Source organism: Rhodococcus sp. NS-SX18, assembly GCF_057367935.1.
The window spans coordinates 4,298,994-4,311,249 of the sequence record NZ_CM170633.1; the positions used below are offsets into that span (position 1 = coordinate 4,298,994).

Consider the following 12,256-nt stretch of genomic DNA (forward strand, 5'->3'; position numbering starts at 1 on the left):
TCGCTCCCGCGACACGATCACGCACGAAACCCGTCAACTCATTCTCGAAGGGCCCCCATGCGTTACTCGTCGGCGTCGCGCGCCGCTGCTCGTACCACCGTCCGCCGTGTCGTCGTCGCTGCGGCGTCGGCACTGCTGCTGGCGGGGCCGCTCGCCGCGACCGCCCACGCCGACCAGCTGCCCGCGGATCAGCTGCCCGCCGAACTCGTCGAGGCCATCAGCCGGGACCTGAAGATCAGCGCCGACGAGTACCTCGAGCGGTCCGAGCGCGCCCAGGAACTGGCGGACTACGCGCGCACCTTCCGCGCCGAACGGCCGGACGACTTCGCAGGGGCATGGCTGGGCACCGACGGCCGGCCTGTCGTCGCGGTCACCAACCCCGACGCGGCCCGGCAGGCCGAGAACGACGGCTACCACGCCACCGTCGCGCCGGTGTCCGCGGACGGGCTCGAGCAGTCCCTCGCCGAGCTGAACCGCTGGGTCGCCGCGCTGCCCCGCGAACTGGCCTCCCAGGTGAACTCCACGTCGATCGACGTGTTCAACAACCGTCTGATCGTCGACATCGCCAACAGCCCCGCCGGCCGCGCCCTGAACCTGCCGACGCTGATCGCCAACGTCCAGGTCATGCTCACCCCCGGCCAGCCGCCGAACGAGCCGGGCCCGCTCGGAGGCGACACCTACATCACCGCCGACGGTGACGTCCGCTCGACGCCGCTCGACCGCATCGGCGTGTGCTCGTTCGGCTTCAACGCCGTCGACGCCGACGGATCAGCCGTCAACATCACCGCCGGTCACTGCGACGCGGTCGCCCGCGAGGAGGGCGGCTCCACCGTCTACCTGCCCAACCGGGAGAACATCGACGAGAGCGTGAAGATCGGCGCGTTCACCCGCTCGACCGTCGACGAGGGCAGCACCCTGGACTACGGCATCATCGGCCTCGACCAGGCGGGCGTGGACGTCGGCCTGAACCGGCCCGTGATCCGCGGCGGCAACGGCTCGACGCTCACCGTCACCGGCACCGCGGCGCCCGTCGCCGGTGCCCCGGTGTGCAAGTCCGGGCAGTCGTCGTACTTCACGTGCGGCATCGTCGCCGCCGACCGGATCGAGACCCAGCTGGTCCGCGCCGACGGCACGAGCACCACGATCCGGGGCTTCGCGACCACCGTCTGCACCCTCTCCGGCGACAGCGGCGGTGCCATCGTCACCGGCACCCTCGCGCTCGGGGTGATCAGCGGCTCCAACAGCTCCGGCGCCCCGGACTGCGTCGAGGCCAACCTCGTCCTCGCGCCGCAGGGCGGCACCTCCAGCCTCGGCATCGCGATCCAGGACATCGAGGCCGAGACCGGTGCGCGGGTGCGCACCGGCGCCGCGGCCTGACCGGTCCCGCGCCACGCCGCGCGGCTGGGTGTTCGCGCGGCCGACCCCATATGATCGTCCCGTCCAGCACCGGCCCGCCCGGGGCCGGTATCTCCACGCACCGTCGCGGAGATCAACGAGGAAGGCATCCATGCGACGCTCCTTCGCCCGTCGAGCAGCGGTCTACGGTTCGGCAGCGCTCATGCTGTTCGGCCCTGCCGCCGCCATCGCCCAGGCCGAACCGGCCCCGATCGAGGCGACGGCGCTGCCGAACGAACTCGTGGAGGCGCTGGCCCGGGACCTGCAGATGAGCCCCGAGCGGTACCTGACGGACGCTGCCCGCAGCCAGGAGCTGGCCCGCTTCGCCGAGACGGCGCGGGAGAAGTTCGCTGCCGTGTTCTCCGGGGTGTGGCTCGAGCAGGACGGCACGCCGAAGGTGGGGCTGACCGAGGGTGACGGTTACGACGCTGCCCGTGAGGCCGCCGAGGACGTCGGATTCACCGTCGAGGACACCGACCGGACCGAGACGGAACTGCGCGACGAGCTGAAGGCGCTGAACGACTGGCTGGCCACCCAGCCGCCCGCCGTCGCCGACCTGGTTCGCGGCGTTGCCATCGACGTCGTACACAACGACGTCGTGCTGCGCACCGAGAACGTCGCCGGGATCCAGCTGCCCGACTTCCTGCAGGGCGCCCGGGTGCTGTTCGCGCCCGCACCGCTCGTCCCGGAGCCGGCCGCAGGAGACCTGCAGCCCGTCGCCGATCTCGCGGCCCCGACGGCCCTGTTCGGCGGCGACGCCTATGCCGCTCTCGGTGCCGGCGAGGGTCTGCGCTGCTCGCTCGGCTTCAACGCCGTCGACGGCTCGGACCGGCCGGTCAACATCACCGCCGGGCACTGCGACCCGAACCGGCCGTCGGCCGGCACCGAGTTCGCGTCGAAGGTGTACCACCTGATCGGCGAGGAGCTCGGCCAGCAGGTCGGCACCTTCGAGAAGACCAGCCTGGACGGTCACGACTACGCCCTGGTCCGGCCCACCGGCGAGGCACAGGGGCGGTTCGAGAACAACGGGGTGCGGGTGCCGCTCGCGGCGCCGCTGCCGATCACCGGTATCGCCGAGCCCGTCGTCGGCGCCCCCGCGTGCAAGTCCGGCGTCCGCTCGGGCTACAGCTGCGGTGTCGTGACCGCGTCGGGTCAGACCGTCGAGGTCGGCCACCGCGTGCTGCGGGACGGCTTCTCCACCAACCTGTGCGCCCTGCAGGGCGACAGCGGCGGCACGATCGTCACCGGCACCCTCGCCCTGGGCATCTCCAGCGCCTCGAACGTCGGCCAGTACGGCATGTGCGAGATCGCCGGCGTGGTCAGCGGACTGCTCGGCGAGTCGCCGGAGTTGTTCGCGACGCCGATCTCCGCGATCCTCGCCGAGAACCCCGGCCTGCGCGTGCGTACCTGGTGATCGTCACTGGGTGAGAGCTTCACGCTGAGTGCCTGACGAGGGCCCGCCTCCGATCCGGAGGTGGGCCCTCGTGCTGTGCGGCGTGTCGCGCCGTTCGCGACGACCGGATACCATCCGACCGGTTTAGGATCCTGAGCGTCCCGAGGTCCGGCTGTGGAGTGCTCCGCAGCCGGACTGTTGTATATCCCGGCGTCCGTCGACGGCCGGTTCGACAGAAGGTGAGTGGCCGGTGTCAACAGAGCTTGTGCCTTTGGGCTTGAACTTGATCGTCGCGGCAGGCGATGTCGTGGTGAACTTTGCGAGAATCCTGCTGCTGAAATGGTGAGTACTGACCCGAAAATGTAAGGGCCCCGTCACCGCGTTGGTGACGGGGCCCTTACGGGAAGGAAGTCGTACTTGCTTACTTTTCGGCCCACTGCGTCGTGCCCGGAGGAGCCATGAGGTCCTGAACCAGGCCGATACCGGCCACGACTGCAGTCGGTCCACCGGCCAGGAAGGTTCCGATAGTGGCGCCGGCGCCACCACCCGCTGCACAACCGCCGATGAATCCGGGGACTACTGCCGCGGGGATACCGATTATGCCGCCGATGATGCAGCCGATGATTGCACCCGAAATGGCTCCGATCGCCGTCGCCATACCCACCTGCGAGATGAAGTTCTGCTGCGCCTTGAGGTTCTCCTCAGGCGAAGCAACGTCCTGCAGCTTCAGGGCCACGGGCGTCAGGCCCGGGGTCACCTTGTCCTCGGGGGCAACCGGAGTTGCCTGGGACATGTCGGTGACCGGGGTGAGAGTGAGGGTCTTGCCGTCCTCACTGATCTCCCGCTCGAAGGGCAGCTGCAGGTCGCCGAGCTGAATGGCGAGCGGCAGGCTGATGACTGTGTCACCGTCACCGTTCTGGACCTCCACGCTCTTGCCGTCGCCGGACACGGCGAACGAACCGGCGTCGATGACGGTGACGACGGAGTCGCCTTCCGCCTGGGTCTCGTAGTTGATCTTCTCCGGTGCCGTGACCGCGGGTGCGGCGTAGGACGTGCCGGCGGTGAGGCCGACGGCGGCGATGGTCATCGCCGCCACGGCGGCGAGCTTCCTGAACTTCATTCGATTCCGTTCTGTGACTTCGGCGCACGCCCCCGACGGACGCCCCCCAAGTTCTGACACCAATGCGCCCCTGCGCACCGTAGGCCCTGATCGCGGGTGCGCGAAGCACATCTCGCGCAGCATCATAACCGACATCACAGCGATCGTCGCGTCCGGAATGTGGCGAATCCGTTGCCGGTCTGTTGTCCGACTCGGCAGTAGAGATGCCGAAGCGTGACCGGTTACCGCACGTTAGGTATGCCTGACTCAATGAGTCGAAAGGTTTAACGCTTACCGTGAGCGGACACTCACGCTACGGCGCGATGCGGCAATTCGGCCGCCCCCCACGCGGTCGACCTCCACCAGGCACCGCGCCGCAGCACCGCGAGACTAAACTACCGGCCGGTAACTTCCTATAGCTACCGGCTGGTAACTTAGTTCGGGTTACGATGCGTGGGCTTATACCAGGCGGCCGCGGCCGCCCCCGACACGAAAGGCCACCTATGAATGCCCTGACGATCACGTTGGGCACGATCGGCGTGCTGCTCAGTCTGGTGTGCTGGTACTCGTTCATCGGTGGCGCGATGAAGATGGTGAACGTCGTTCGGATCGGCCAGCCGGCTCCGGATCGGTGGCAGCCGTTCTTCCCGCGCTTCAAGCAGATGCTCGTCGAGTTCGTCGCACACACCCGGATGAGCAAGTTCCGCACCGTGGGCTGGGCCCACTGGCTGGTGATGGTCGGCTTCATGCTCGGCGCGATCGTCTGGTTCGAGGCCTACGGCCAGACCTTCGATCCGGCGTTCCACTGGCCGCTGATCGGCAACACCGCCGTCTACCACCTGATCGACGAACTGCTCGGCCTCGGAACCGTGATTGGCATCACCGCGCTGATCATCATCCGGCAGCTGAACCACCCGCGGAAGCCCGAGCGGCTCTCGCGTTTCGCCGGCTCCGACTTCCGGGCCGCGTACTTCGTCGAGGCCGTCGTCCTCATCGAGGGCCTCGGCATGATCTTCGTCAAGGCCGGCAAGATCGCGACCTACGGCCACGCCAACCCGTGGACCGACTTCTTCACGATGAACCTCGCCAAGCTGCTGCCGGCGAGTGCTGTGATGGTGTCGATCTTCGCGTTCGTGAAGCTGATGTCCGGCATGATCTGGCTGTACGTCGTCGGCCGCAACATCACGTGGGGCGTCGCCTGGCACCGCTTCGCCGCGTTCTTCAACATCTACTTCAAGCGTGAGGACGACGGTGGCGTCGCCCTCGGCGCCGCGAAGCCGATGACGTCGAAGGGCAAGGCCATCGACATGGAGACGGCCGATCCGGACACCGACACCTTCGGTGCCGGGAAGATCGAGGACTTCTCCTGGAAGGGCTGGCTCGACTTCAGCACGTGCACCGAGTGCGGCCGCTGCCAGTCGCAGTGCCCGGCCTGGAACACCGGCAAGCCGCTGTCGCCCAAGCTGCTCATCACCTCGCTGCGCGACCACGGCTTCGCCAAGGCTCCCTACCTGCTCGCCGGTGGCCGTAAGGACCTCGGTGGCGACGAGATCGGACTGGTCGACGCCGAGGGCAACCCGGACGAAGCCAAGCTCGGAAAGATCCCGGCCGCAGCGCTGGCCGAGACCGACCGCCGGCTCGTCGGTGAGACCGTCGAAGGCGAGCTCGCACCCGTCATCGACACGGAGACGCTGTGGAGCTGCACCAACTGCGGTGCCTGCGTCGAGCAGTGCCCGGTGGACATCGAGCACGTCGACCACATCATCGACATGCGCCGCTACCAGGTGCTCATCGAGTCCGACTTCCCGTCCGAGCTCGCGGGTCTGTTCAAGAACCTCGAGAACAAGGGCAACCCGTGGGGCCAGAACGCCAAGGACCGGCTCAACTGGATCTCCGAGCTCGACTTCGACGTTCCGGTGTTCGGCCAGGACGCCGACAGCTTCGCCGACTACGAGTACCTGTTCTGGGTCGGTTGCGCCGGTGCCTACGAGGACCGGGCCAAGAAGACCACCAAGGCCGTCGCCGAGTTGCTCGCGACCGCCGGCGTGAAGTTCATGGTGCTCGGCGCCGAGGAGACCTGCACCGGTGACTCGGCCCGTCGCGCGGGCAACGAGTTCCTGTTCCAGCAGCTCGCGATGCAGAACATCGAGACGCTGAATTCGGTGTTCGAGGGCGTCGAGGACTCCAAGCGCAAGATCGTCGTCACCTGTGCGCACTGCTTCAACGCGCTCAACAACGAGTACCCGCAGGTCGGCGGCAACTACGAGGTCGTCCACCACACCCAGCTGCTCAACCGCCTCGTGCGGCAGAAGAAGCTGGTGCCGGTGGCGTCGGTGAGCCAGGACGTGACCTACCACGATCCCTGCTTCCTCGGCCGGCACAACAAGGTGTACGACGCGCCGCGCGAGCTGATGGCTGCGTCCGGTGCGAAGCTCACCGAGATGCCGCGGCACGGCGAGCGGTCCATGTGCTGTGGTGCCGGTGGTGCCCGCATGTGGATGGAAGAGAAGATCGGCAAGCGGATCAACATCGACCGCGTCGACGAGGCGCTGTCGACGAGTCCGTCGAAGATCGCCACCGGCTGCCCGTTCTGCCGCGTCATGCTCAACGACGGTGTCACCGCTCGCCAGGAGAAGGGCGAGGGTGAGGGCGTCGAGGTCGTCGACGTCGCGCAGCTCATGCTCGACTCGATCACGCGTCTCGAACCGGCGCAGCTCGGCAAGAACCTAGAGGTGATCCCGAGTGAGCGGCCCGCTCCCGCACCGGCCGCGGACTCGAAGGGCGCCGCCGTGGCGTCCGAGGCCGTCGCCGAGACCGAGGAGAAGGAACGCGTCGAAGAGATCGAGGAGGCGGCCGCGACGCCGGCAGCCCCCAAGACGGCCCCGGCCGGCGGTCTGCAGATGAAGGGCGCCGCCAAGGCTCCCGGCGCGAAGCCGGGCGGACTGCAGATGAAGGGTGGACTCAAGGCTCCGGGCGCCAAGGCTTCCGGTGACGGCGCCGCAGCCGAAGCTCCCGCTGCACCCGCCGCCAAGCCCGGCGGACTGCAGATGAAGGGCGGACTCAAGGCTCCGGGCGCCAAGAAGGCCGCCCCCACCGGCGAATCCGCTCCGGCCACCGCCTCCACGGGCGAATCGGCCACCGCCTCGACGGGCGAATCGACCCCGGCGGCACCGAAGGCCAAGCCGGGTGGGCTGCAGATGAAGGGCGGGCTCAAGGCCCCGGGCGCCAAGAAGGCCGCCCCGGCAGCTCCGACCGCCGAGGCCCCCGCCGCCGAGGCCCCCGCCGCCGAGGCACCGGCCGCACCGTCGGTCCCGAAGGCCAAGCCGGGTGGGCTGCAGATGAAGGGTGGGCTCAAGGCTCCGGGCGCCAAGAAGGCCGCCCCGGCGGCCGAGGCTCCCGCTGCCGAGGCTCCCGCTGCCGAGGCTCCCGCTGCGGAAGCACCCGCTGCGGCGGCACCCGTTGCCGAGACTTCGGCGGCTCCCGAGCCGCCGAAGGCGAAGCCGGGTGGCCTGGCCTTCAAGGGTGGAGCAAAGGCTCCCGGCGCCCGTAAGGCCGCCGCGCCGACGGCTCCGGCCGCGACGTCCGAGCCGCCCGCGGAGAAGCCCGAGCCGGCTGAGAAGCCCGCCCCCGCGAAGGCACCGGAACCGGCGCACGCACCCCCGGGTGAGGCACCCGATCCGGACGCCCCGCCGGAGAAGGCACCGGAGCCGGAGACGCCGTCGACCAACGGAGCGGAAGCGTCGGCCAACGGTGCCGAGGCACCGGCCCCGCCGCAGGCCAAGCCCGGCGCGCTGGGCTTCCGGTCCGGCGCCAAGGCCCCCGGCCGGCGCTCGTAACACCCGCGACGCCCCCCACCTCGTGTGGGGGGCGTCGTCGTCTTCCTGAGCAGACACCTTTTCTACCGTGCTTGCACCCCCTGCAACGGGGGCAAGCACGCGACAGGGGGTGCAAGCTCGACGTCAGGGCCGGAACGTTCCGGTGGGCCGCGGCCCTCGCGCGGCCCGCACAATCGCCTCCCGGACACGCTCGGCGACCACAGCGGGTGTGGCCAGCTCGTCCCACACCCAGCGCACGACGGTCCAGCCGGCATCGCGCAGACGGTCTTCGCGCTGCTTCTCCCGCCACACCGTCTCCTCCGGCGCCACGTCGTCGCCCCGGTACTTCACACGACCGTCGAACTCACCGATCACCCCGTGGTCCGCGAGCAGGAAATCGACCCGGGCCAGCCACCGTCCACGGGCGTCGAGGATCGTCGCCTGGGTCAGGGGCATCGGAAGGCCGTCGCGGACGAACAGCACGCGGCTGCGGGACTCGCCGACGCTCTCGCTCCGCCCGTCCATGAACTGCGCCGCGCGCACGCCCTTCGCATGGCCGGGGTGGCGGACGTTGCGCGCCAGCGCATCGGTCACGTCGGCGACGGAGATCCCGCACGTGCGCAGGGCGTGATCCCCGGTGACGACGGCCTGCTCGAACGGAAGGGTGCGGACGAGGTCGGCGACCGTGCGCGCGACGGTGAGCACGCGCGCTCCGTCGACATCGGTGACCTCGTCCGGAGCGAACGGCGACGCATGCAGGTTCCGTCCCGGCGTGCGCTTCGCTCCCCCGGCGCGATTGCGGGTCAGGTGGACGTCGTCGAGCGGGGTGTTCCACAGGGCGAGGCCGTGCAGGACGGCGGCAGAGACGTGGCTGAGCGCGGCGTCGGACCGCATCCCGCCTGCCACCGCGACAGCCCGCCGCCGGTGGCGGCCGTATTCGTCGAGCTGCGCGAAACTCTCGGCCGGCAGGTAGGCGCCACGGTGGACGCGGTGCCAGTGACCGCGCCCGCACAGGCGCTGGATCTCGCGATCGCTGACGCCCCGCTCGAGTGCCGCGGCGCGCCGGATGATGTCGTGTTCGTCGCCCATGCGGTCACAGTGCCGTATCGGCCCGGGCGCGCACCGCGACGACGACGGGACCGTCTCGATCTGTGGATGGATCTTCCGGTTGTGGACAACCGTGCCCGCACCGGAAACCGCGTGCCGACACCCGAATTCGAGGGCGACCGCGGATGCACGGTGTTCAGCTGTGCCGGGCGATCAGTTCCTCGCGACGTGCGGGATCGAGGTTCGCGCGTGAGACGTCCCCGTCGTAGTGGTCGAGCAGCCGCGGATCCATCACCTTGCGCCACAACGACGGGACGAACGACAGCAGGATCATGACCGCGTACCCGGCGGGCAGTTGCGGCGCCTCTTCCATCGTGCGCAGCGTCTGGTAGCGCCGCAGCGGGTTGGCGTGGTGGTCGCTGTGCCGCTGCAGGTGGTAGAGGAACAGGTTGCTGCAGCTGTGGTCGCTGTTCCAGCTGTGCCGCGGCGCCACGCGCACATAGGAACCGTCGGGTCGCTGCTCCCGCAGCAGGCCGTAGTGCTCGAGGTAGTTGGCGGCCTCGAGGAACATCACCGCCAGAACCGCCTGCACGATCAGCCACGGCGCGACGGACCACCCGAACACCGCGATCAGCCCGGCGTACAGCGCGACGGTCAGCGCCCAGGCGTTCAGGACGTTGTTGCGCGGGCTCCACCAGGGCAGTCCGCGACGGGCGAGGCGTTCGCGTTCGTACCGCCAGCCCGACCGCAGGCCCCCGAACACCGAGCGCGGCAGGAACTTCCAGTACGACTCGCCGAGCCGCGCCGTCGCGGCGTCCTCGGGGGTGGCGACGCGCAGATGGTGACCGTGGTTGTGTTCGACGAAGAAGTGCCCGTACCCGGACTGGGCGAGGGCGATCTTGGCGAGCCGGCGTTCGAGGTCGGTGCGCTTGTGCCCGAGTTCGTGGGCGGCGTTGATGCCGACGCCGCCGACCACGCCGACGGTGGCGGCCATCGCGAACCGCTCGGGCCAGCCCATCGGTGCGACGGTCCATACCCAGCAGGCGAAGACGAGTCCGGCGTACTGCAGCGGCAGGTAGAGGTAGGTGCACCAGCGGTAGTACCGGTCCTCCTCGAGCTCCCGCACGAGCTCGTCGGGCGGGTTGGCCTTGTCGACGCCGGTGAACCGGTCGACGAGCGGCACGATCACCGCGATCAGCAGCGCCCCGAACGCCCAGAACAGCCCGAGGTGCAGGTACTCCACGAGCGCCCACGCGACGAACGGGCTCAGCGGGACGGCGAGTCCGCAGAGCCACAGGTACCGTTTGCGGTCCCGCCACTGCGCCACAGCGGCACCGTCCCCCACCATCTACACCAACCCCCTGGTTGTCTCACCCGTCGTCCCCCGAACATCACGGTTTTCACCTTCATATGCCCGCGACGCGCCGGAATGTTACCGAATGGTAGGACAAAAGAGACGAAGTGCCCACGGCGTTGTGACCCGGCCCGAGCCCACCTGACCGGAAAACAGCAGCGGCGCCGCACCCGAGGTGCAGCGCCGCCGAGATGTCGGGACGAACCCGCTCAGATGGGACGAACCCCCTGGGCCTGCGGACCCTTCTGTCCCTGTCCGATCTCGAACTCGACCCGGGCACCCTCGTCCAGCGACTTGAAGCCGGAACCCTGGATCTCCGAGTAGTGAACGAACACGTCGGGCCCACCGCCGTCCTGCTCGATGAAGCCGAAACCCTTTTCGGCGTTGAACCACTTCACAGTTCCCTGTGCCATACCGTACGACTCCTCAATCCACCCGCGCGTCACCCCGACGCAACGGTCACAAGTCGTCATGATTGCACTTTTCGGGCCGAACGTCGCGGTGGACGCGGCAATGCGCGCCAAATCCGGCTGAAACCCGGTTGCGGCCGGGTGGCACCATGGACGCCGTGAGTACAGGAGAACAGGGCCACCTTCACCACCGCATCAGCCGGAAGCTCGAGCAGTCCGCGAAGCTGCAGAACGTGCTGTACGAGATCCGCGGGCCGGTGCACGCGCACGCCGCGCGGCTCGAGGCGGAGGGGCACCGCATCCTCAAGCTCAACATCGGCAACCCGGCGCCGTTCGGGTTCGAGGCACCGGAGACGATCGTGCAGGACATGATCGCCGCGCTGCCCCACGCCCAGGGCTACTCGGAGTCGAAGGGCATCGCGTCGGCGCGCCGGGCCATCGTCACCCGCTACGAGCTCGTGCCGGGCTTCCCGAAGCTCGACATCAACGACATCTACCTCGGCAACGGCGTCTCCGAACTAATCACGATGACGATGCAGGCCCTGCTCGACGACGGCGACGAGGTGCTGATCCCGGCGCCGGACTACCCGCTGTGGACGGCGATGACGTCCCTGGCCGGGGGCACGCCGGTGCACTACCTGTGCGACGAGTCCAACGACTGGAATCCCGATATCGAGGACATCGAGTCGAAGATCACGGACAAGACCAAGGCCCTGCTGGTCATCAATCCGAACAACCCGACGGGCGCCGTGTACTCGCTCGAGGTGCTCGAACAGCTGGTGCAATTGGCCCGCCGGCACCAGCTGTTGCTTCTGGCCGACGAGATCTACGACAAGATCCTCTACGACGACGCCAAGCACATCTCCCTGGCCACCCTCGCCCCCGACCTGCTGTGCCTGACCTACAACGGCCTGTCGAAGGCCTACCGGGTGGCGGGATACCGGTCGGGGTGGATGACGATCACCGGTCCGAAGGAGCACGCGGCCGGCTTCCTCGAGGGCATCGATCTGCTCGCCTCGACCCGCCTGTGCCCCAACGTGCCGGCTCAGCACGCCATCCAGGTCGCGCTCGGCGGGTACCAGAGCATCGAGGACCTGATCCTGCCCGGTGGCCGGCTGCTCGAGCAGCGCGACGTGGCGTGGGAGCGCCTGAACTCGATTCCCGGGGTGAGTTGCGTCAGGCCCCGCGGCGCCCTGTACGCCTTCCCGCGCCTCGATCCGGACGTGTACGAGATCCACGACGACGAGAAGCTGGTCCAGGACCTGTTGCTGCAGGAGAAGATCCTGATGGTGCAGGGCACCGGTTTCAACTGGCCGGATCCGGACCATCTGCGGATCGTGACGCTGCCCTGGGCTCGCGACCTCGCGGTGGCCATCGAACGGTTCGGCAACTTCCTGTCCAGCTACAAGCAGTGATCCCGGCCGGTAACGAGCCGACCGCGACACGCCCGGGATGCGCGACACGCCGAGCGTTGTCGAAAGTATATGTTGCCGCGAACGAACCGCATCGTCGCAGGCCGAGCGGGTGGGAACGAGCGTTCGGCCGGGTTCCGGTGAGGACCGACACACCGTAGGTACTACCCGGTGGACCGACAGACGCAGTACGTTTGTCTACGGCACCTCAGCGTGCTGGGCTCCCTGATCATCGCCACCCCCCCTGTGCGAGATCAGGTCGACGGTGGCGGGGACACCCCCCTGCTCCCCGCCACCACCAGCCCTTCCCCCTCGAGTGACCGCGTATTCC

Annotated in this window: 8 protein-coding genes; 4 read left to right on the plus strand and 4 right to left on the minus strand. The window is 68.8% G+C overall.

All coding sequences use genetic code 11. From position 1 onward, the window contains the following. The first annotated feature begins 57 nt into the window (after window positions 1–57). Window positions 58–1,377, plus strand: coding sequence for a S1 family peptidase (locus tag AC2IPW_RS19705; RefSeq protein WP_486375442.1), 1,320 nt, complete (start codon window positions 58–60; stop codon window positions 1,375–1,377). 130 nt (window positions 1,378–1,507) lie between these two features. Further along, window positions 1,508–2,809 carry a S1 family peptidase gene (locus tag AC2IPW_RS19710; protein WP_486375443.1) on the plus strand — a complete coding sequence of 434 codons (1,302 nt, stop codon included), beginning with the start codon at window positions 1,508–1,510 and terminating at the stop codon, window positions 2,807–2,809. Window positions 2,810–3,209: 400 nt separating this feature from the next. Here AC2IPW_RS19710 and AC2IPW_RS19715 read toward each other — a convergent pair whose 3' ends face one another. Then, entirely contained in the window at window positions 3,210–3,908 is a 699-nt protein-coding gene (locus AC2IPW_RS19715) for a DUF8020 domain-containing protein (protein WP_486375444.1), read from the minus strand. A 482-nt stretch (window positions 3,909–4,390) separates the two neighbouring features. Here AC2IPW_RS19715 and AC2IPW_RS19720 point away from each other — a divergent pair, with 482 nt between their 5' ends. Next, window positions 4,391–7,723, plus strand: coding sequence for a heterodisulfide reductase-related iron-sulfur binding cluster (locus AC2IPW_RS19720; protein ID WP_486375445.1), 3,333 nt, complete (start codon window positions 4,391–4,393; stop codon window positions 7,721–7,723). A 123-nt stretch (window positions 7,724–7,846) separates the two neighbouring features. Here the strand turns inward: AC2IPW_RS19720 and AC2IPW_RS19725 are convergent, their stop codons facing one another. The 3 genes from AC2IPW_RS19725 to AC2IPW_RS19735 all read right to left on the minus strand — a co-directional run bounded on the left by AC2IPW_RS19725 (window position 7,847) and on the right by AC2IPW_RS19735 (window position 10,516). Continuing rightward, window positions 7,847–8,791, minus strand: a complete 945-nt coding sequence (locus AC2IPW_RS19725; RefSeq protein WP_486375446.1) for a type IV toxin-antitoxin system AbiEi family antitoxin domain-containing protein — start codon at window positions 8,789–8,791, stop codon at window positions 7,847–7,849. Between the two features lie 154 nt (window positions 8,792–8,945). Further along, window positions 8,946–10,097, minus strand: coding sequence for an alkane 1-monooxygenase (locus AC2IPW_RS19730; protein WP_486375447.1), 1,152 nt, complete (start codon window positions 10,095–10,097; stop codon window positions 8,946–8,948). A 215-nt stretch (window positions 10,098–10,312) separates the two neighbouring features. Further along, window positions 10,313–10,516, minus strand: coding sequence for a cold-shock protein (locus AC2IPW_RS19735; RefSeq protein ID WP_003938894.1), 204 nt, complete (start codon window positions 10,514–10,516; stop codon window positions 10,313–10,315). Between the two features lie 146 nt (window positions 10,517–10,662). Here AC2IPW_RS19735 and AC2IPW_RS19740 point away from each other — a divergent pair, with 146 nt between their 5' ends. Then, window positions 10,663–11,928 (plus strand): pyridoxal phosphate-dependent aminotransferase, encoded by a 1,266-nt coding sequence (locus tag AC2IPW_RS19740; RefSeq protein ID WP_486375448.1) that lies wholly within the window; start codon window positions 10,663–10,665, stop codon window positions 11,926–11,928. Window positions 11,929–12,256 lie beyond the last annotated feature (328 nt).

What these genes read in the sequence shown, in the direction of transcription:
- AC2IPW_RS19705 (WP_486375442.1), top strand. Translation starts at nt 58, where the DNA reads ATGCGTTACTCGTCGGCGTCGCGCGCCGCTGCTCGTACCACCGTCCGC.
- AC2IPW_RS19710 (WP_486375443.1), top strand. Translation starts at nt 1,508, where the DNA reads ATGCGACGCTCCTTCGCCCGTCGAGCAGCGGTCTACGGTTCGGCAGCG.
- AC2IPW_RS19715 (WP_486375444.1), bottom strand. Translation starts at nt 3,908, where the DNA reads ATGAAGTTCAGGAAGCTCGCCGCCGTGGCGGCGATGACCATCGCCGCC.
- AC2IPW_RS19720 (WP_486375445.1), top strand. Translation starts at nt 4,391, where the DNA reads ATGAATGCCCTGACGATCACGTTGGGCACGATCGGCGTGCTGCTCAGT.
- AC2IPW_RS19725 (WP_486375446.1), bottom strand. Translation starts at nt 8,791, where the DNA reads ATGGGCGACGAACACGACATCATCCGGCGCGCCGCGGCACTCGAGCGG.
- AC2IPW_RS19730 (WP_486375447.1), bottom strand. Translation starts at nt 10,097, where the DNA reads ATGGTGGGGGACGGTGCCGCTGTGGCGCAGTGGCGGGACCGCAAACGG.
- AC2IPW_RS19735 (WP_003938894.1), bottom strand. Translation starts at nt 10,516, where the DNA reads ATGGCACAGGGAACTGTGAAGTGGTTCAACGCCGAAAAGGGTTTCGGC.
- AC2IPW_RS19740 (WP_486375448.1), top strand. Translation starts at nt 10,663, where the DNA reads ATGGACGCCGTGAGTACAGGAGAACAGGGCCACCTTCACCACCGCATC.